The organism is Paraliobacillus sediminis, from assembly GCF_003426055.1.
This window is the reverse complement of the sequence record NZ_QJSI01000001.1, coordinates 1,262,479-1,282,505: the sequence shown is the minus strand read 5'-3', so window position 1 is coordinate 1,282,505 and position 20,027 is coordinate 1,262,479. Positions and strand designations below refer to the sequence as shown.

Annotated in this window: 19 protein-coding genes and 1 pseudogene; 6 read left to right on the top strand and 14 right to left on the bottom strand. The window is 35.0% G+C overall.

All coding sequences use genetic code 11. The features are described from left to right. Window positions 1-36: 36 nt before the first annotated feature. Window positions 37-1,251 carry an NAD(P)/FAD-dependent oxidoreductase gene (locus D2K60_RS05725; RefSeq protein ID WP_117169007.1) on the bottom strand — a complete coding sequence of 405 codons (1,215 nt, stop codon included), beginning with the start codon at window positions 1,249-1,251 and terminating at the stop codon, window positions 37-39. Window positions 1,252-1,444: 193 nt separating this feature from the next. Here D2K60_RS05725 and D2K60_RS05720 point away from each other — a divergent pair, with 193 nt between their 5' ends. The 3 genes and pseudogenes from D2K60_RS05720 to D2K60_RS21270 all read left to right on the top strand — a co-directional run. Beyond that, window positions 1,445-2,434 carry an NAD(P)/FAD-dependent oxidoreductase gene (locus tag D2K60_RS05720; RefSeq protein WP_117169006.1) on the top strand — a complete coding sequence of 330 codons (990 nt, stop codon included), beginning with the start codon at window positions 1,445-1,447 and terminating at the stop codon, window positions 2,432-2,434. Window positions 2,435-2,607: 173 nt separating this feature from the next. Beyond that, window positions 2,608-3,177 carry a CBO0543 family protein gene (locus D2K60_RS05715; protein WP_117169005.1) on the top strand — a complete coding sequence of 190 codons (570 nt, stop codon included), beginning with the start codon at window positions 2,608-2,610 and terminating at the stop codon, window positions 3,175-3,177. Between the two features lie 211 nt (window positions 3,178-3,388). Beyond that, window positions 3,389-3,496: pseudogene (locus D2K60_RS21270) on the top strand (response regulator SirA); the annotation flags it as partial. A gap of 159 nt (window positions 3,497-3,655) precedes the next feature. Here the strand turns inward: D2K60_RS21270 and D2K60_RS05705 are convergent. The 4 genes from D2K60_RS05705 to D2K60_RS05690 all read right to left on the bottom strand — a co-directional run bounded on the left by D2K60_RS05705 (window position 3,656) and on the right by D2K60_RS05690 (window position 5,902). Then, the gene (locus D2K60_RS05705; RefSeq protein WP_240335247.1) at window positions 3,656-3,958 is read right to left on the bottom strand and encodes a hypothetical protein; all 303 of its coding nucleotides are present in this window, start codon (window positions 3,956-3,958) and stop codon (window positions 3,656-3,658) included. Between the two features lie 253 nt (window positions 3,959-4,211). After that, on the bottom strand, window positions 4,212-4,571 hold the full coding sequence (locus tag D2K60_RS05700; RefSeq protein WP_117169115.1) for a HesB/IscA family protein: 360 nt from the start codon (window positions 4,569-4,571) through the stop codon (window positions 4,212-4,214). A gap of 82 nt (window positions 4,572-4,653) precedes the next feature. Next, complete coding sequence (gene dapF / locus D2K60_RS05695; protein WP_117169004.1) at window positions 4,654-5,508, bottom strand: diaminopimelate epimerase; 855 nt, start codon at window positions 5,506-5,508, stop codon at window positions 4,654-4,656. 73 nt (window positions 5,509-5,581) lie between these two features. Next, window positions 5,582-5,902 carry a YuzD family protein gene (locus D2K60_RS05690; protein WP_117169003.1) on the bottom strand — a complete coding sequence of 107 codons (321 nt, stop codon included), beginning with the start codon at window positions 5,900-5,902 and terminating at the stop codon, window positions 5,582-5,584. Window positions 5,903-6,069: 167 nt separating this feature from the next. Here D2K60_RS05690 and D2K60_RS05685 point away from each other — a divergent pair, with 167 nt between their 5' ends. Next, window positions 6,070-6,294: a NifU family protein gene (locus D2K60_RS05685; RefSeq protein WP_232824104.1), complete on the top strand. Its 225-nt coding sequence runs from the start codon at window positions 6,070-6,072 to the stop codon at window positions 6,292-6,294. Between the two features lie 51 nt (window positions 6,295-6,345). Here the strand turns inward: D2K60_RS05685 and D2K60_RS05680 are convergent, their stop codons facing one another. From D2K60_RS05680 to D2K60_RS05655, 5 genes are all read right to left on the bottom strand, one after another. Further along, a complete protein-coding gene (locus D2K60_RS05680) occupies window positions 6,346-8,385 on the bottom strand; it encodes a methyl-accepting chemotaxis protein (RefSeq protein WP_240335246.1) in 2,040 nt (679 codons plus the stop codon). An 813-nt stretch (window positions 8,386-9,198) separates the two neighbouring features. Further along, window positions 9,199-10,086, bottom strand: coding sequence for a homoserine kinase (gene thrB, locus D2K60_RS05670; RefSeq protein WP_117169001.1), 888 nt, complete (start codon window positions 10,084-10,086; stop codon window positions 9,199-9,201). Further along, on the bottom strand, window positions 10,083-11,144 hold the full coding sequence (gene thrC / locus D2K60_RS05665) for a threonine synthase (RefSeq protein WP_117169000.1): 1,062 nt from the start codon (window positions 11,142-11,144) through the stop codon (window positions 10,083-10,085). Before thrC ends, thrB begins: the two co-directional genes overlap by 4 nt. A gap of 3 nt (window positions 11,145-11,147) precedes the next feature. Continuing rightward, window positions 11,148-12,440 (bottom strand): homoserine dehydrogenase, encoded by a 1,293-nt coding sequence (locus D2K60_RS05660; protein ID WP_117168999.1) that lies wholly within the window; start codon window positions 12,438-12,440, stop codon window positions 11,148-11,150. 117 nt (window positions 12,441-12,557) lie between these two features. Then, entirely contained in the window at window positions 12,558-13,532 is a 975-nt protein-coding gene (locus D2K60_RS05655) for a protein kinase family protein (protein ID WP_117168998.1), read from the bottom strand. A gap of 151 nt (window positions 13,533-13,683) precedes the next feature. On the opposite strand from D2K60_RS05655, the gene D2K60_RS05650 reads away from it, so the two are divergent. Continuing rightward, on the top strand, window positions 13,684-14,193 hold the full coding sequence (locus D2K60_RS05650) for a phosphatidylglycerophosphatase A family protein (protein ID WP_117168997.1): 510 nt from the start codon (window positions 13,684-13,686) through the stop codon (window positions 14,191-14,193). Between the two features lie 30 nt (window positions 14,194-14,223). On the opposite strand, the gene D2K60_RS05645 is transcribed toward D2K60_RS05650, so the two are convergent. From D2K60_RS05645 to D2K60_RS05630, 4 genes are all read right to left on the bottom strand, one after another. After that, complete coding sequence (locus D2K60_RS05645; RefSeq protein ID WP_117168996.1) at window positions 14,224-14,913, bottom strand: Crp/Fnr family transcriptional regulator; 690 nt, start codon at window positions 14,911-14,913, stop codon at window positions 14,224-14,226. Window positions 14,914-14,968: 55 nt separating this feature from the next. Further along, window positions 14,969-16,840 (bottom strand): heavy metal translocating P-type ATPase, encoded by a 1,872-nt coding sequence (locus tag D2K60_RS05640; protein WP_117168995.1) that lies wholly within the window; start codon window positions 16,838-16,840, stop codon window positions 14,969-14,971. Window positions 16,841-17,041: 201 nt separating this feature from the next. After that, window positions 17,042-17,263, bottom strand: coding sequence for a heavy-metal-associated domain-containing protein (locus D2K60_RS05635; RefSeq protein WP_117168994.1), 222 nt, complete (start codon window positions 17,261-17,263; stop codon window positions 17,042-17,044). 133 nt (window positions 17,264-17,396) lie between these two features. Next, window positions 17,397-18,149, bottom strand: coding sequence for a class I SAM-dependent methyltransferase (locus tag D2K60_RS05630; protein WP_117168993.1), 753 nt, complete (start codon window positions 18,147-18,149; stop codon window positions 17,397-17,399). Between the two features lie 177 nt (window positions 18,150-18,326). Between D2K60_RS05630 and ilvB the strand changes: the two genes are divergently transcribed. Further along, window positions 18,327-20,027, top strand: a complete 1,701-nt coding sequence (ilvB, locus tag D2K60_RS05625; protein WP_117168992.1) for a biosynthetic-type acetolactate synthase large subunit — start codon at window positions 18,327-18,329, stop codon at window positions 20,025-20,027.

Genomic DNA, 20,027 nt, shown 5'->3' with positions numbered 1-20,027 from the left:
TTTATACATTGTTTCAAAGAAAACAAGTTTATTTAATTAATGAAAGAGTTTAAACTTTCCCTTTTTAAATAAAAGTGGCCAACCACCAATCTGATATAAAACTCGATTATCTATAATCTGTTTTAATACTATAGCTTCTTTACCAAATGTTTTTCTATTATTAAAAATATTTCCTATTGCATCTTTTCTTCCTAGAGAAGCGATTGTTCCACGATCTTTAAAATAAAACGCATCTAAATTGACGTCACCTTTCATTAATTTCACTAGGTTACTCGCACAAACTTTAGCTTCTTGCATCGTCATTTGAGCCGTAGGAGGATACGTTTCACCGTCTTCAGAATAGATCAATGCACAGTCACCAATCACAAAAACATTATGATAACCCGGTGCTCTTAAATCTGCATTAACCTTGACACTTCCCTTATTATTTGAAATACCTGATTTTTCCATAATTTTATTTGCACGGACACCTGCCGACCAAATAAAGGCGGAGGTTGGTATCTCTTCCACCGCCCCTGCTTTTTCTACAACAATATAATCACGTTTAACTATTTTCACCTTTGTTCCTAATCGAAATTCAACACCACGCTCTTCAAGATATTGCATCGCATATTCTCCAAGTTCAGAGTCAAATCCCGGCATAACAGTTGGTGCTGCCTCTACTGTTATTATTTTTACGTTTTCTTGTTTGACATTATGGGCCTTACATAAATTTGACAGTTGATCTGTTAATTCTCCTAAATACTCTACACCTGTAAATCCACCTCCACCAACAACAATCGTTAACGGATGCGTATTTGCTCCAGTATTTGTATATGTAGCAAACTGACTTTCAACCTGTTCTCTTAATATTTTGGCCTGATTAGAAGTTCCCATTGAAAGACTGTATTCTTTTAATCCAGGTATTTGGAAAGTTTCCATTTCAAATCCTAACGCCACAACAAGATAATCATAATCTAACTCTGACTGTACTAAATTGATTTTCTTTTCGTCTACATCAATATGCGTTACAGTATCTTGGATAAATTCTATCTTTCGAGGGTCTATCAACTGATCAATAGCAATCTTAGTCCGTTCGTCAGCCAACGTACCAGCTGCATTTTCATGTAACCATGTCGTCTGATAATGATACGCGTGTTTATTAATTAATTGAATCTCCGCATCATCTAGTCTCAGCTTTTTTTGAAGTGTTACCGCAGTCATTATTCCTGCGTAACCTGCACCTAATATAACTATTCTCGGCTTTCCCAATGTGTCACTTCCATCCTATACATTCCTTGTCACATTTCCGTAATATTTAATCTAAACTAATTTTAGATGGTTTTAGTCGAATTTTCAACCCGCAACCAAATTTTAATGAAAGAATTGAGATTTCTATATTAATAATAAAGTATGTTAAAATATTTATTATCTACATATGTTTTCAATATAGGAGGAACCAAGGATGACTGATCAAAAAGTTTATGATATTACTATTATTGGCGCCGGACCTACAGGCCTATTTACTGCCTTCTACGGTGGTCTTCGACAAGCCAGTGTTAAAATAATTGAGAGCTTACCACATATTGGTGGGCAACTTAGTGCACTCTATCCAGAAAAATACATTTATGATATAGCTGGTTTTCCTAAAATTGGAGCCCAAGAGCTAGTAAATAATTTAAAAGAACAACTGGATATGTTCGACCCTTCTATTGTTTTAGATCAAGAGGTACAAGAGGTTGAACGACAAGAGGATGGATCTTTTAAATTAACTACAAAAACAGAAGTACATTATACAAAAACCATCATTATAACAGCAGGAAATGGTGCATTTCAGCCACGTAAATTAGCATTAAAAGAAGCAGAGGCATATGAAAGTCGCAATCTACACTATTTTGTTGATAATATGATGAAATTCAAAGGAAAACGTGTTGTATTATTTGGTGGTGGAGATTCTGCAGTTGACTGGGCATTAATGTTGGAATCAATTGCTGCTGAAGTAACACTTGTTCATCGTCGTGATAACTTTCGCGCCCATGAGCATAGTGTCGAGAAATTAATGAATTCAAATGTCCGCATTCTAACTCCTTATGTACCTGGAGCACTTATTGGAACAGATATGATCGAACAAGTTAGAGTAAGCGAAGTAAAGGGTGACAATGAAGTTACAATTGATGTCGATGACGTAATTGTTAATTATGGCTTTATTTCCTCATTAGGCCCTATAAAGAGTTGGGGAATGGATATCGATAAAAATAGTATTGTCGTTAATTCAAAAATGGAATCAACTGTTGAAGGCATTTATGCAGCAGGTGATATTTGTACGTATCCTGGAAAGATCAACTTAATAGCAACAGGATTTGGTGAAGGTCCAACTGCCATTAATAATGCGAAAGCTTATATAGAACCAGATGCTCGTGTGCAACCAAAACATTCAACAAGTTTGTTTGAATAATTAACACCACCCAGATTGGGTGGTGTTTTTTGTTTTCGCTTTTATAGAACCTTCTTCCGTATCAAAGTTTGTTATTTTATCATGTTGAGCAATAACGCATGACAACATATTTGCATATTCTTCGTAAATTTGGAGATTTTATAAAATGGAGTCATCGATAAGGGGGGACCTAAATGAAAGCACAAAATGAATTTTTTAACGAAATAAACATATTACAAGAAGAAGTAGCAAAACTCCAAGAAGAATATTGGTTAACCTATTCTAATATTGACACATGGCAATTTTGGGTTATGGTTGCCACGATGATTCTACCATTAATTGTATTAGTTATTGCAATTGATAAAACCAAGCTATTTCTTATTCTATTCTTTACACTTAATATCCATGTTTGGTTTGCCTATATCGATTCAATCGGTGTAAGAAGAGCCTATTGGGAATACCCCTATACTCTCACCCCATACTTTCCTTTTAGCCTGTCACTAGATGGCGCATTAGCTCCTGTCGCCTTTATGTTAGTTTATCAGTGGACACTAAATAAACAGAAGAACTTTTATCTATATGCAACAGGTTTAGCGGCCTTCTTCTCATTTATCTTTAAACCTTTTTTGGTGAGCATAAACCTATTTGGTATGAATAATGGCTTTAATTACTTTTATCTATTTCTGCTTTATTGTTTACTCTTTTTAATTTCAATAGGTATTACGAACATCTTTATAAAATTTAAAAAACTATCTAATCAGTAGTGGCAAAACACGTACTATCGATTAGGTAGAATTTGTTTTTAATGATTTTATAGTGTTTTGTATTACGCTACCGTTAAAACAAAAAAGGGCAAATTCCCCTACATCATGACCTCGGTCACAACATATTCACAACTAATAAATTATTGTGTACCTATGATTGATAATTTGAAATCTATATGATCTAATGGAATATAACGCAATATATTGTGTAAGTGAGATAGGTGAAACACGCCCTATTTGTAAAAATGGTGAAGTGATAGAATCAGGCGGCTGTAATACCTGTGACAATTGTGGCGCGCAGCTACAATGCGGATTATAAGACATTTCCTACTAATGTTTATGCAGGAAGGCATCGTTCAGTTAAAAACTGAACGATGCCTTTTTTAAAAAAATCCATTGAATTTTAAAAATTGCTATTTGTATAATATTTAGGAGAAAGCATATTTAACAGGGTTTTCTCCTTCTTAAATTAGCCAGTTTATTGAACGTGTTCTACTCCATCTTCTACATACGATTCTAAAATAACTTCATTGTTACTTTTGTAGTAATAATACGTTTTATCATCATCTTTTAGCTTAACACTTACCATCCAATTCTTATCTACTTTTAAATTTGCAATAAATGGTTCACTGGAAATAATGTTACTCTTTGCAACGTTCTCTTCTGTCATTAAATACTTCATTACACTTTCCTCAACTTCTGACTTTTTATATTGAATATAACTAAATGGAATTCCAATAAAAACAAGTAAAATCAATAGAAACATTCCTATTTTCTTCACTTAAAACCTCCAAAGAAACGTATTAGTGCACTAAAGTATATCCCAAAAACCTCAACAATTTTAGTAAGGAATTTCATTTGCATATACATTGTGATGATTATACTAAGAATTCAAGAAAGTATCAATTTTTATTTTTGTATTTTTCACCATAAAAATTGCAACATATATTATATCGACACAAAAAAAGACCTCCCTACGATAAATTCATCGCTAGAAAAGTCTTTCATCTCGTAATTAACAACCGTAAACGCACCTAACAGCTCTCTGGCGTACCTTCACGTTCCTTCGCTTTAAATGATGAACCACAACCACAAGATACGATCGCGTTCGGATTTTCAATCGTAAAGCCGCCGCCCATCATATTTTGTTTGAAGTCAATCGTTGTACCTTCAATTACCGGTATATCTTGTCTGAAAATTGTCAACGGTATTCCATTAACCTCTTCTGTTGTATCTAAATCTTTATTTATATCATAATCAAAACCTAAAGAATAAGAAAGACCACTGCAACCCCCACCTTTAACCCCAAAACGAAGGCGAACCGTTTCTTGATCCTCTTCTTTTAACATTTCTTCTATTTGTAAACGAGCATTATCGGTAATGTTCAAGACCATTTTATTAACTCCCTTCTTCATAATCATTATCTCCAATTATACGCATAAATAATGATTGATTCAAATATAGTGACTGATTCACCTATTTCCAGATAAATACACCTTCAATTGTAGTCTCTGCTTTTCCCTTCATCCATACATGATTATCCAATCCCCAGCGAATCGCTAAATCACCACCACTTAAGTGAACCGTCACGACTTGGTCTTTCGTAGCATAACCATTTAGAATAGTTGCGACTACAGCAGCACACGCACCTGTACCACAAGCTTGTGTAATTCCCGATCCGCGTTCCCAGACACGAAAATGTATTTCTGTTTCATTGATAACTTCTACAAATTCTACATTAACACCTTCAGGAAAGCGATGATCATGTGTAATAATTGGTCCTAGATCATTTAGTGGTGCTTCTTCAATATCTTCTACAAAAAAGACAGCATGCGGATTTCCCATTGATACCGCTGTTAATTGTAAAGGATGATGACTCACTTGAAAAGCTTCTAATACAACTTGCGCATCATCTTCACCTGTCATTGGAATGCTATTACGGTTTAAAATGGGTTCACCCATATCAACTGTTACTTCTTCAACTAACTCGTTAGTTACATGAACTTCAGCAGTTACATTACCTGCTTTTGTTTCTATCTCAAATGTTTTTTCCTTAACTAACTGATTTTCATAAGCATATTTAGCAACACATCGTATACCGTTGCCACACGTTTTTCCCTCTGAACCATCCTTATTAAAAATACGCATGCCGACTGGCGCTTTTTTACTAGGATGAATTAGAATCAAACCATCTGAACCAATTCCAATATCCTTATTCGCAGCAGTTATTGCTAATTGCGGTAAACTCTTTTCCTCAAGTTTAGTATCAAATGTATTAATAAATATATAGCTATTGCCTAATCCGTGCATTTTCGTAAATGGTATTCTCATCGTTACCTCCACTGTTAGGTCACATTCACCAAAGTTATTTATATCTTATTATACAAACATAATCATTGTTATGCTACATATGTGAATCAATTTTTTGCTCGATTAGTTGATAAATCACTTTAATCCGTGGATCACCTTCACAAACAAACTGATCATCTATCACAATAATAGGATAAAATAAATCTTCCTTCTGTATCTGATCAATCCACTTTTTTTCATTATTATTGTTTGTCTGCTTAAACATATCTACATATTTATATTCAATATGGTTGAATTCAGGATATTTTCTAGAAACAGCTGCTTTTATCCAATCGAATGTCTCTTTAGAACTTGGGGCATTTACGCAACTCGGACATATTTTATTTGCACCATAGACTGCAATTGTAATGGACATTTCACTGGCACCTCACTATTAAAAAATTTCAATTAAACTTATTAATTCTATTTTACAAAACTTTATTGAAAAGGTAAAATAGAGGTAGCTAAAAAAGTAAATCTCTAGAATAGATTTTTGATAAAAACATGTTATACTGTTAATGATAGTATGAAAGGGGAAGATGGATGATGCAAGAGCAAGTACAAGAAGTATTAAACAAATTACGTCCATTTTTACTACGTGATGGTGGCGATGTTGAATTAGTAGATGTTGATGAAGGTATTGTACGTCTTCGTTTAATGGGAGCATGCGGGAATTGCCCAAGTTCAACAATCACATTGAAGGCTGGTATTGAGCGCGCATTAATGGCCGAAGTTCCAGGCGTAGCAGAAATTGAACAAGTATTTTAAAACCATAGATGATGCAAAAAGATGATCTTCCTTTTGGAAGATCATCTTTTTTTATGTTCTGAATTTCTCGATTAATTTTTCTAACTCTTCACCAGTTTCTTGCAGACTTTCTGCTGAAGTTGTTATTGTTCTTAAAGCTGTCAATTGTTCTTCTGACGACGCATCAACTTCTTCAGCTGCTGCGGCACTATCCTCAAGAATACTTGCTATATAACCAATAGACTCCACAACACTATCTTTATACGTATCAATATTCTTAATATCTGTAGCTATTTTTTGAATTGATTCAACCATTCGATCATTTTCATTTGAAATTGCTTTAAATGCTTGAGAGGAATCTTCAGCTGCTTTATTTTGCGCTTCTGACATTTCTCTAGATGAAGAAATTTGTTTAACTGCATCTTTTGACTCAATTTGGACACTTTTTATTGTATTACTGATATTTTCTGTCGCGGTAGAAGTTTCATCCGCTAGTTTTCTTACCTCTTCTGCTACAACAGCAAAACCTTTACCATGTTCTCCTGCTCTTGCTGCTTCAATGGAGGCATTTAGTGCTAATAAATTAGTTTGTTCTGAAATAGCACTAATCGTATTAACAACTTCATCGATTCTATTCATTTTTTCAGAAAGGTTTTGAATTACCTTCTCTACTGACATTATAACTACCTTAGATTGATCTGATGTATCCTTTAGAATTTCTATCTGATCCACACCGTGAAGGTTAAGTTTTTGTACCTCACTAGAATTCTCTTTTAATTGGTTTGTTTGATTCACCAAACTAGACAATTTATCTGATAAGGCTGCGGTTTGTGTATTTGTCTTTTCAGCATAACTAGAAGCCTCTGTAGCACCATTAGCAGCACTATTCATTGCACGACTTATTTCCTCACTAGACGCCGTTGTTTCTTCAGAGACCGCACTTAACTGTCCTGTTGATTCTGAAACGGTATAAATCGAAGACCTCACGGAAGTCACTAATTCTCTAATGTTTTTAACCATACCATTAAAATTCGTTGTTAATTCCCCGATTTCATCATTCGAGCTCGCTTCCATATTAGATGATAAGTCCCCTGAGGCAACTTTACTTACCTCTTCATTTAGTAACTTAATTGGTTTTGTAAGTCTTCTAGCAAGAATTAGAGCGATAATTACAAATAAAATTATTATCACAATAGACACAATGACAATCTGGATTAATAAACCATTTAATGAGGCATATGCTTCATTATCGGGAATAACTAAACCTAGTGTCCAATCCGTTCTTGGTATATGTTGATAATAAACATGTGCATCACCATCATCTAATGTTACGATATCAACACCCGACTCTTGCTGTTGGATTGCACTATCTAAAGATTGCAATGTTTCATCTTCTGCGAGCGTCATATCTAGACTATTCTCTTCATTAGGATGAACCAGAAATTGCTGATCTGAACCTGTTAGGAATGCCCATCCTGTTTCACCTGTATCAATTGTTTTAACGATCTCTTGGAGATTTCCTATATCAATATCACTCGAGATTACACCTTCTAGTTCTTCCGATTGATTGTAAAATGGAATACTAGTTGTGATTAATGTTGTATTAAGCGCTTCGTCAAAATAAGGTGCTGTCCAAACTATTTCTCCAGAATCTGCACCTGCCGTGTACCATGCTTGATTAGGATAATCATACTCCGCCGTTTCATACTCATCTGTATAGATTACATTCTCTCCGTCTTTGTATCCATATGGACCAAAATACTCTTGTTCTTCATCATATTGAAACGGTTCATACCAAACACCCATTCCAAATGTATCCGGATTTAATGCGAGTAATCTTTCATATAAGCTTGCATACTCTTCTTCCGTTAAATTTGTACCACTAGTTCCTACGATTTCACTTAGAGATTCACCTAATCGTTGGTGGCTAATTAATTGTCCATCAATATCGTTAATAACCTCTTCCGATAAATAAGACATCTTTTCTGATATTTCCGTTTCTAATTCTGTTTTTGCAAATGAATAGCTAAATACTGATAATATGATGATTGCTATTAATACAACTGGAACAAAAATCAAAATTTTCATTTGTATACTACTTTTTCTTTTCAATCTGCTCCCCCCTTGTTTCCCTTATTATCGACATTAACCGACAAGTATAAAGGGCTTTTATCAAATTCTAAAACTGGTTTCGCTTTCATATAATTACTCGATTTATACTCTTTTCATAATGCATTGACTTTTTTATGAATTCTTAATAATTTCATTAGACTGTTTGCTTAAAGATTATAGTTTATGAATAAATTTTATGAACTCCGACATAGCGTTCCATGCGTCGTAATTATCATCAACTGTGACGTAACAGAATTTTTGAACCGCTTCTCAAGTGAAATCGACTCCCTTTCCGCAGGCACGGCTTCAGCTAACTTGGAAGCAAAGAACGCTTCCAAGTGGATCTTCAGCCCGTGCTGTTCCTGCAGGAGTGTCGCCAATTTCACTTGATACGCACATATCCATCTTCCCGTTACTAACAGAGAGTACATATCTGCACATAAAAATGAACAGATCTTAATCATATTTTGTTGATTGAAAATTATTATTTTCATCATGTTTAATTCATCTTTTCAATACATACTGATATCGTTTGTAATTAGACACCAGCGAAGGAAGCAAATGGATGACACTCCTGTGGGAACAGCAAAAGTTGAAGATCCACTCGGAAAGCGATTTTTGCTTATCCGAGTTAGCTGAGACTGTGCCCACGGAAAGGGAAGCCATTTACTGACGCAGCGAGGACAAGCATAACTTATAACTACGTCGCAGTTTCTATCAAGTTCGTATATTGAAAAGCAAAAATGTTTCCAAAAGAGTATTTCATTAAAAAAATTCCGATTTCAGTTTGGGGACTGAAATCGGAATCTATTATTATTGCTGTATTGTTTGTGTACCTTTGTTTTCAACTTCTAATCGTAGCCAATTCATTTCAGGCATGTATGCTTGCCATTCTTTTAATTTCCGATCGACTACCTCTTTAGTTGTTAAGGCGATCATTGTAGGACCAGCACCACTTAAAAATGTGCCATATACATCACTTTTCAGTAGGTTAACAAGCTGATCATAATGTGGTATTAAAGCCTTTCGATATGGCTGATGAAAATGATCTTTTTCCATCATCTTTCCTAAAAGACCCCAATCCCCTTGGCAAATAGCAGCTACACTAACATTTGCCACACTGCTCGCTTGAACACTTTCCTTATAGGCAAATTCCACTGGTAAAACAGCTCGTGCTTCTTTTGTCTTTAATTGAAAAGAAGGGATGACTGCTAAAAATACTAAGTCATGAATTGGAACGTTAATACAATCCAATTTCTTATCATAATGCCCAATGACACAGCCACCTAGCAAAGATGGTGCGACATTATCTGGATGACCTTCAATAGCTGTTGCAATTTCTAGTTTAACTTCTGTTGAAAGGTTTAAATGAAGTAAACAATTCGCTAATTCAATTCCGCCCACAATAGCAGTGGCACTACTACCAAGCCCACGCGCTAAAGGGATATCACTTGTCATTTCAACACGACAAGTGGGTAAACTAGCATGTCCAAATTGATTTGCAGTTTGCAACGCAATCTGATAAATTAAATTTTCTTCATCACGTGGTAGTTCATCCATTCCATCAGAACAAGGAACAAACTCCCACTTCTCTGATCGATCAACTTTTAAAGATAAATATAAATTTAAAGCAACACCAATCGAATCAAAGCCAGCACCTATATTTGCAGTTGTTGCTGGCACTTTGATTAGCCAACTCATACCGATACACTACCTAAGATAACTTTCATCACCGTTTCTTCTTCATTTGGAAGAACACGTGGTTTGATATCATTATAGTCAATTGCTGTATTAGGATCTTTTAATCCATTACCAGTCATGACACAAACTACTTTTGAACCTTTTGGTACTTTTCCTTCTTCTAATGCTTTAAATAATCCAGCTACAGATGAATTCGATGCTGGTTCAGCAAAAATACCTTCGTTACCAGCCATCCATTGATAAGCGGCAATCATTTGTTCATCGGTAATTTCGTCAATAGTACCTCCAGATTCATCACGTGCATTTAAAGCCTTGTCCCAGCTTGCTGGATTACCAATTCGAATCGCAGTACCAACTGTTTCAGGATTTTCAAATATACGATTATGCACAATTGGTGCAGCACCACTTGCTTGGTAACCCATCATTTTCGGTAGGCCTGTTTGTTTCTCTTCATTGTATTCTTTAAATCCCTTCCAGTATGCTGTGATATTACCGGCATTTCCAACTGGAATAAATAGATAATCAGGTGCATGTCCTAACACATCACACACTTCAAATGCACCAGTCTTTTGGCCTTCAATACGATATGGATTAACAGAGTTCACTAATGTAATACCATCTTGTTCGCCAAGTTTTCTAACAATACGTAAGGCATCATCAAAGTTACCTTCAATAGAATAAATTTCTGCTCCGTACATAACTGCCTGTGCTAACTTCCCTTGCGCAATTTTACCCTCAGGAATTACAATAATACAACGCAAACCTGCTCTTGCTGCATAAGCAGCAGCAGATGCTGAAGTATTACCAGTTGATGCACATATTACAGCTTCTGCACCATCTTCAATTGCCTTAGCCATCGCCATAACCATGCCGCGATCCTTAAATGAACCAGTTGGATTAATTCCTTCTACTTTAGCATATGCTTCAATATCATACTTTTTTGATAAATTCTCTAATTTTATTAAAGGCGTATTCCCTTCATGTAAACTAATAAGTGGTGTCTTCTCGTTTACTGGTAAATATTTTTTATATTCTCTTAATAAACCTTCCCATGCCATTTCTTATTCCTCCCCATCTACTCGATAATGACTAATTAAACGTTTCACAACATCTAATCCTTTTAAATTAGCTAAGCTTTTTAATAGTTGCTCTCTACTAATTTTATGTGTGACCATGACAATTTCAGCAATTTTCTCGCGATCTCCTGGTAATTGTAGTATTTTTGCAAAACTAACTTTTTCATCTGAGAAAACATTCGTGATTTCTTGGAATGCACCTGCTTCATCTTCAACTTCTAATCGAATAAAATGACGTGAGAATTTCTCGCTATCACTCTTCAGTTGATGATCAAATTGTGGATCAATATACGCATTTCCACTAATACCAAGACGAATGTTCTTAACAACTTCCATTAGATCAGATACAATAGCAGTTGCAGTCGGTAAACTTCCTGCACCTGGTCCGTAAAACATCGTCTCACCAACTGCTTCTCCATATACATACACCGCATTATATTCATTTTTCACTAAAGCTAATGGGTGGTCGTTAGGTAACAATGTCGGTTCTACGGTTACCTCTGCTTTACCATCTTGCATCGAAGCAATACCAATTAGTTTAATTGTGTAATCTAAACTTTTCGCAAAATTTATATCTTCCTGTGTGATGCCTCGAATACCAACCATATGAACGTCTTCTAAATTAAGCTCCATTCTAAAAGCTATATTAGCTAGCAGAGTCATTTTACGAGCAGCATCAAGACCATCAACATCAGAAGTTGGATCTGCTTCCGCAAAACCTAAAGATTGTGCTTCTTGCAATACCTCATCAAATGGAAGTCCTTCATCAGTCATTTTTGTCATAATATAATTGGTTGTACCGTTGACAATTCCCATAATTTTTTGAATATGATCAGATGCAAGTCCATCAGACAATGAACGCAAAATTGGAATACCACCTGCAACACTTGCATCATATAAAATGTCACATTTGTTTTCTTTTGCTAATCTTAATAACTTCTGACCATGTACAGCCATAAGGTCTTTGTTAGCTGTTACAATATGTTTCTTGTTTCTAATTGCACGTTCTAACAATTGGTTCGTATCATCTATACCACCCATTACTTCTATAATAACATCAATCTCAGGGTTATCAACAAGGTCAGCAGGATCAATTGTTAACCATTCTTTATGAATGACAACATCTCTTGATTTCTCAAGGTTACTAACTAGGACTTTCGAAATCTCAATCTCACATCCCAGCTTATGTTTGATCTGTTCTTGATGATCCTCTAATACTTTTACAACACCGGTTCCAACTGTGCCTAAACCACATAAACCTACTTGTATCTTTTTCAAATTAAACGCCTCCCCTGTGTTTTTAAAAAGCACATGTGTATATCTATAGTGGACATTATACCGCTCTCCATGCACTTATTCAAGGAGCAATTGCCTAAAGTTTCTGAAAAAACAGACTTACCATTCTAAGAAGGGTATTTGATTGTAATTCGGATCAATTCCAACACGGAAAAAGAAGTCTTTTAATTGTTTCTCATAATTACCTTGTTTTTCGAGTAAATCCCGAAATGCAAGAAAAGTTTCTTCTTTATCCGTTACATCTATTGCCTCTTCGATAAAGTCAAATATGTGTATAGGACATAAAAGGCGAGCAAATAGTAACCGCCAGCTAAAAACGGACAGAGGTTGGCGTTTTTCATATTCCTTTAAAAAAAAGTATACTGGATCTTTTTCTTTCGTTTGCACCTCATTATTTAATAAATATGGCCGTACGTATTCTGCTATGTCTCTTGTGGGATGATCATAAACGAACTGGTCAGAGAAGATGACATCTCGTTCCAGTTGGTTGCTATACCTTTGAAATGTGATACATCCCTGATCTACCTTATCAAATCGATGTTCTTGATTCGTTTCTTGTACATACTGAATTGCATTTTCTGTTAAACCAATCAGATAAGGAAACGTATCAATAAATAAGCGGAGATATCTTGAGACAGGCCTGACTTCTATTTGCTTTTCGTAATATGCTTCAAACATAGCTAACCGCTCACCCCATAAGGAATGCCAGATGCCGTAAGTTGAAATATAGTTTGGCGTATAAGGATATAAACCTCCTGTCTGATGGAATGCTGCAAGCTGTGCTGCACCAATCTCGTTATTTCTTTGCGTTTTTTGGGCTTTCAGAACAATATAATTTTGGCCATTTTCTACAGTTATTAGTTGTTTTTGTTGATTTTGAATAGGTTTCGCTATTCGAAGATACCCTTTATTAATGAAGTAATCTGCACACCATCCTTGTTCCAAATGTACTACTTCATCTTGTGTAGTTGGCACAATAAAGTAATTGTGATCAGCTGTCTGATAACCATAATAATTATCGATTCGTATCTTTTCTCCCTGAAAATTGGCTAGGTAATGATTTATTAGTGACATATCAATAAAACCTCTCCTTCATGCATATATATATTTAGTTACTTTAGTCTATGTAAAGGAAAGGTGGGGTTGAACTAAATAAGCTACTTGGTTTAAGTAAATATCTGATGGGTATAGTATAAATAGACTTTTAGAGAATGGATGGGATTTCATGAAGGAAGAACGAAGCAAAACACCATTAGAAATAAAAGCACGTGAATGGATAATAGAAAGGGGCGTAACGATCAAAGATATCGCTGAGCTCGTTTATTATTTGCAAGAAAAATATCATGATAACTTGTCAATGGAGGACTGTACATACAACGTAGAAAAGGTACTTGGAAAACGCGAAGTCCAAAATGCAATTTTAACTGGTATTCAACTTGATGTTTTAGCAGAACAGAAAAAATTAGTTTCACCTCTACAAGAAACAATTGAAGTGGACGAAAGCTTGTACGGTATAGATGAGGTTATAGCTCTTTCAATAGTAAACGTCTATGGATCAATCGGGTTTACGAATTATGGGTATATAGATAAGCAAAAACCAGGCATACTAGAAAAATTAAATGATAAGTCAACAGGTGAATGTCATACCTTTTTAGATGATATTGTAGGTGCAATTGCAGCCGCAGCATCAAGTAGACTAGCACATTCAGTAGCAAACGATGAAGATTTGGATTAACAAAAAAATCACTCTAATGAGTGATTTTTTTTATAGAAGTAAAAGTCCATCTATATCTACTATTTCAATCTTTTTATGTTCCATTTGTTTAATATAACCTTGCTCTTCTAAGATCGTTAGTTTACGACTAATTGTTTCAGGAGTTGTGCCTAAATATGCTGCTAAATCTTTTTTACTTGTAGGTAAAGTAAACACTTTGGAACTACTTATATCACTAATGCACTCTGCTAAATAAACAGCAAGTCTTGTTTCCACGTTCTCTGTTACAATACGTGTCGTTAATTTTTCAGACTCGTCTAGCCTATTAGAGAATTCGCTTAATATTTTTAATGAAATGGATGGATATTTCATCAAGAATGCTTGTAAATCAGTACGTTTGATCATACATATTCCAGTTTCCTGCATCGCCTCGGCATACGCTTCATGTTTCGCTTCTTTAAATAATGCAAGTTCTCCAGTAAATTCACCTGGATTCAAGATTCTTACTAGTTGTTCTTTTCCTGATTCTGATAAACGATAAATTCGTATTTTTCCTTTGTTAACTATATAAAGCGAATCTGATTCATCACCTGCACGGTAAATCAGCTCCCCTTTTCTATATGCTATAGACCTAACGGTTACCATAATTTCATCGAGTTGCTGCTCTTCTAAATGATTAAAAATAGGAACGGATGCTACACAGCCTTTATGTGAATGGACATCTGTTTTTTCTATTGCCATTTTACACCTCTCAATATAATCTATTACTAATACACTACCATACTCTGAAATGTATTTATGCTTTATTTCTATTCCTTTTGTTAAATCTCATTAATCTCATTGCATTAAGAATTACAATTAATACACTTGCTTCATGAATAAACATGCCTGATGCTAATTGAATGGAACCGAATAGTACGCCAGTTAATAAGATAAATACGATCCCTACCGCGAAGAAGGTATTTTGTTTCATGTTTAAAATGGTAGCCTTCGAAAGAGAATAGGCATGGGAGAATTGCATGAGTTTATCTGCCATTAAGACCACATCTGCTGTTTCCATCGAAATATCTGTACCACCCTCACCCATTGCTAATCCAATATCGGCTGTTGCTATTGCCGGTGCATCATTGATGCCATCACCTGCCATTGCAACAACATGGCCCGTTTCTTTCAATTTCTTCACAAACTCCACTTTATTTTCAGGCAATAATTCGGCATGAAATTCATCTAAACCAAGTTGAGTAGCAACTAACTCAGCTGTATATTTATTATCACCAGTTAACATCACTATTTTTTTGATACCATTTTTCCTCATCTCTGCTAATGCTTGTGGTGCATCTTCGCGAATTTGGTCTGCAATCGAAAGGATACCAGTAATCTCACCATCCACAGCTGCAAAAATCGCAGTATTCCCTACCTTTTCTCGGTCTGTCGCATAGTCACTAACCTCTACCGGCATTGTTATTTTATTTGTCTTTAATAATTTTCGATTTCCGACAATTAAATGATGTCCAGCAATACGAGCACGAATCCCATTTCCTTTTATAATTTCAGCTTCTTCTACTTCATTAGTTAGTACAATACCTTCTGTTTGTGCCTTCTTTACAATCGTTTTACCAAGATGATGTTCTGAGATAGTTTCCGCCTGTGCAACCATTTTCAGTAAACCTTTTCTATCATGATTGCCAAATGTCTTAATATCTGTTACTTCTGGTTTTCCTTTCGTTAATGTACCCGTTTTATCAAAGACAATGGTATCAACTTTAGAGAATTTCTCCATCACTTCTCCACCTTTAACGAGTACACCATTTTTCGCACCATTTCCAATTCCTGCGACATTTGATACGGGAGCTCCAATTACTAACGCACCAGGACAAGCAACAACTAAAAATGTGATAGCTAAATGAAGATCTCTTGTAATCAGATAAACGATGATCGACAATACCACAACGGCCGGTGTATAAACATTCGCAAACTTATCTAAAAACTTCTCTGCTTTTGATTTTGATTCTTGTGCTTCCTCTACAAGTTCAATGATTTTAGCGAATGTTGTATCATCCCCTACTTTTTCCGTAACAATCTCTACATAACCACTATCCAGAATTGTTCCACTAAATATTTGATCATCTTGTTTCTTATCTGCTGGTGTACTTTCACCAGTAATCGTTGCTTCATTTAAGGATGCTTGACCAGAAACAATCCTTCCATCGACAGGTACCTTTTCACCAGAACGAATAACAACATGGTCCCCTTTAACAACATCTTCTACTTTCATGACAACCTGATTACCTTCTCGAATAACCGTTGCTTCCTGTGGTGTCATATCTACTAAATTCTTTAAAGATGACCGCGTTTTTTCTAACGTACGCGCTTCAAGATAAGCCCCAAATAGAAATAAGAATGTAACAACTGCAGATTCTACGTACTCGCCAATATACAATGCACCAATTACTGCAATTGAAACTAATAGTTCAATACTAAATGCCTTCATTCGTAATGCTTGATACGCTTTAATGAAAATCGGTACACTAGCGATAACCGTTGCCGCTATCAGCGCACCATCTTTCAAAGAACTACTGCCTAATAAATCTACAATAAATCCAAATACAATTAACAGTGCTGATAAAGCCGTAATATGATTCTTATGTTTATTAATATGTTGAATCATCTTAATTCCTCCTGATAGACTATTATCTGAAAATAAAATATTGCTTTTCACTGAGTCATAACCGTCTTATGTTATAAAAAGACATAGAGAATCAATTGAAATCTCTATGTCTTTCATATTAATAAAACTTTATTTTCAAACGTCACATTTGCTAAATATTCTAACTATCTTGAATCCATAAAATCCATATATGAAGTAAATTTAAGATACTTTAGCTGCTAATACTGGATAACCTAATTTACTAATTGTTTCTTCTAATTGATCTGCGTCTATTTGCGTTTCATCATATTCTGCTTTCACCTTACTTACATTAAATAATACTTTTGCTGTATCTACACCTGTTGTCTTATTTAATGTTGATTCGATTTTTTTAATACATGATGGACATGTTAAAACTTCTAATTGAAATACTGCTTTTTTCATTTCTTTCTTCCTCCTTGTCATTTGGTATACCTTTATTGTAAGCGGCTTTGTGATTAAATAAATTGACCTATATCAAGTTTTAAAATCACACAGAAAAAAAACACCTTATTCTAATATAGGGTGTTTTGAAAAGTTAGTGTTTCCTACTACAAACAGCAATAAAATGTAGCGTGTCTTTTTTAGTTTTAAATGTATCAAACATTTGAAAAAACATTGGCCTGTTCTCTTTTTTCATTGCATTTCGGAAAATTTTAATAGTACCTGCAAAACCTTCATCCTTAATCATTCCTTTTGGTGAAAGCAGCGTCATTGGACCGGAGATATTCTTCGTCGTGTTAAAATACTTTTCAAACGTATCCTTCCACTCTTTGTTTGTTAGTGGTTGAACATTTACATTTATCACTTTACGTAATTGCTCCACTACGGTGTCATCTTGTTTCGTTAACATAACGTCATGCGTTAATAAACAACCACCAGGCTTCAAGACCCGATAATATTCTGCAATAGCTTTTTCCTTCGCACTGTTTTGTAACATCGTTAACATCGCTTCATTTATAACTACATCAAAATGGTTATCAGGAAATGGTAGTTTCATTGCATTACCTTGTGAAACAGTAATATGACTTTCCAAACCATGTTTTGCGATATTTATAGTAGCTTTTTCTAAAGCTGCTTTGTCCAAATCAATACCAATTACATGACAGTTAAATCTTTTTACAATATCAATCATCGTAGTCCCCATATTACATGCAACTTCAAGGACATTGCTGTCAGATGATAGATTCGCTTCTTTAATTAACCACTCCGTAGCATTTTTTCCACCTGGACGTAATCTTTTTTTTCCTAGACGAGCTAAAAACGTATGACCAACTTCTTTCTTTGACATAAATAACACTCCTCTACTTTAATCCACTTGTTTTGAATACCTTGTTAATTTAATTGCATTATATTGATAATGATTATCATTTTCAATATATCATGTTAACCATATGACAAAAGTGATTTAAATCACAACAAATTATTATCTGAAAAATTAAAATAATAAAAAAAGGGAGTTGGGAAAATGGCTAAACAATTACAGCTAGTTAATCGAACGGGAAACGACTTATTTTATCAAACCTTTAAGCAGCAAAATATTTCCGTTATATTTCAAGTTCACCGTCATAAGATCTTGTTTGATTTAGAAAAGTCGATAAAGCAAATTCAATTAGTTCATGAACAAGCAACAATTCATGCAGCTGATGGTTATAGCAGAGCGACTGGAAATGTCGGTATTGCTTGGATAACTTCTGAATATGGTCTAACAAATGCAATTACAGGCATTGGAACAGCACACCTTGATTCTGTTCCAATGGTTGTTTTCATTGAACATCAAACAGATGTAATCGACCAACAATTAGATGTAGAAGGTCTTTCAAAAACTAGTGTTAAATATAATTATTCAATTAATTCATTGGAAGATCTAATAGATAAAACAAAACGGGGGATCCAAATTGCAACTAGTGGCCGCAAAGGTGTAGTGGTAATTGACTATCCCGCTTCTATTTTGCTTGAGATAGTAGAAAGTTCTGTTGCTTTAAAACTATTAGATCATCACACTGTAGCAATGGAACCTATCAAAGATGTACCCGAAACAACAATTAGAGAATTAATTAAAATGATCACTCAAGCAAAGAAGCCTGTCTTACTTGTTGGTGGTGGTACCGTTATCTCAGGTGCTAATGCTGCACTTGATACATTTTTAAAAGATACAGAGATTCCATTCGCAAGTACGTTGATGGGTTTAGGTGCAGCTGCAGTAGATCACCCACTACATTTAGGAATGGTAGGCATGCACGGTACATTTGCAGCAAATAAAGCGATATATCAAGCTGATTTACTTCTTTGCTTAGGAGTGCGCTTTAGTGATCGTATCACTGGAAATACAACAGGATTTTCACCAAACTCAAAAAAAATACAAATTGAAATTGATCCTGCCGAAATAAATAAGCGTGTGCTAATTGACTATCCAGTTCTCGGTGATATTAATAATGTTTTAGAAAACATAAATAAAGAGAAACTGCCACGCACTGAACAAGATTGGACAGACAAGGTTTGTGGTTGGCATAAAACTTCCGCACGTTTTCACGATGCTAAAGATAACTTAATAGATCCAAGTAGAATCATTCAACTAATAAGTAATAAAGCAGCAAACAATGCTATTGTATCTACGGACGTTGGACAACATCAAATGTGGACAGCGCACCACTATCCCTTTCAACAACCAAGAAAGTTCCTAACCTCTGGTGGATTTGGAACAATGGGTTATGGTTTGCCTGCAGCGATTGGTGCGGCAACTGTTGCTCCAAATCAGCAAGTAATTTGTATTAGTGGTGATGGGAGTATTCAAATGAATATTCAAGAATTAATTACAGCGGTTCGCTATCAGTTAAATATAAAAATAGCTATCTTGAAAAATGGATACCTAGGAATGGTAAGGCAGTGGCAGCAACTATTTTATGAACGGAACTATTCACAAGTTAAAATAACTTCACCAGATTACGTTATGTTAGCGGAAAGTTTTGGGATAAAGGGCTTTCATGCAGGAACGATTACAGAGGCTAAAGCTATTATCGAAGAAGCATTTCAAATAGATGGTCCTGTTTTAATGGAATTTACGATTGAAGACGAACGAAATGTTTATCCAATTGTTCCACCTGGTGGAAATAATACAGATGCATTAGAGGAAGAGACGAGTGTTTCGACAGATACAACCAATGATTAG

Excerpts from the sequence above, each read along its gene's own strand:
- D2K60_RS05685 (WP_232824104.1), top strand. The coding sequence starts at position 6,070 with ATGATGCAAGAGCAAGTACAAGAAGTATTAAACAAATTACGTCCATTT.
- thrC (WP_117169000.1), bottom strand. The coding sequence starts at position 11,144 with ATGGCATGGGAAGGTTTATTAAGAGAATATAAAAAATATTTACCAGTA.
- D2K60_RS05640 (WP_117168995.1), bottom strand. The coding sequence starts at position 16,840 with ATGATTCAACATATTAATAAACATAAGAATCATATTACGGCTTTATCA.
- D2K60_RS05690 (WP_117169003.1), bottom strand. The coding sequence starts at position 5,902 with ATGTCCATTACAATTGCAGTCTATGGTGCAAATAAAATATGTCCGAGT.
- ilvB (WP_117168992.1), top strand. The coding sequence starts at position 18,327 with ATGGCTAAACAATTACAGCTAGTTAATCGAACGGGAAACGACTTATTT.
- D2K60_RS05645 (WP_117168996.1), bottom strand. The coding sequence starts at position 14,913 with ATGGCAATAGAAAAAACAGATGTCCATTCACATAAAGGCTGTGTAGCA.
- D2K60_RS05630 (WP_117168993.1), bottom strand. The coding sequence starts at position 18,149 with ATGTCAAAGAAAGAAGTTGGTCATACGTTTTTAGCTCGTCTAGGAAAA.
- D2K60_RS05720 (WP_117169006.1), top strand. The coding sequence starts at position 1,445 with ATGACTGATCAAAAAGTTTATGATATTACTATTATTGGCGCCGGACCT.
- D2K60_RS05655 (WP_117168998.1), bottom strand. The coding sequence starts at position 13,532 with ATGTCACTAATAAATCATTACCTAGCCAATTTTCAGGGAGAAAAGATA.
- dapF (WP_117169004.1), bottom strand. The coding sequence starts at position 5,508 with ATGAGAATACCATTTACGAAAATGCACGGATTAGGCAATAGCTATATA.
- D2K60_RS05715 (WP_117169005.1), top strand. The coding sequence starts at position 2,608 with ATGAAAGCACAAAATGAATTTTTTAACGAAATAAACATATTACAAGAA.
- thrB (WP_117169001.1), bottom strand. The coding sequence starts at position 10,086 with ATGAGTTGGCTAATCAAAGTGCCAGCAACAACTGCAAATATAGGTGCT.
- D2K60_RS05700 (WP_117169115.1), bottom strand. The coding sequence starts at position 4,571 with ATGGTCTTGAACATTACCGATAATGCTCGTTTACAAATAGAAGAAATG.
- D2K60_RS05635 (WP_117168994.1), bottom strand. The coding sequence starts at position 17,263 with ATGAAAAAAGCAGTATTTCAATTAGAAGTTTTAACATGTCCATCATGT.
- D2K60_RS05650 (WP_117168997.1), top strand. The coding sequence starts at position 13,684 with ATGAAGGAAGAACGAAGCAAAACACCATTAGAAATAAAAGCACGTGAA.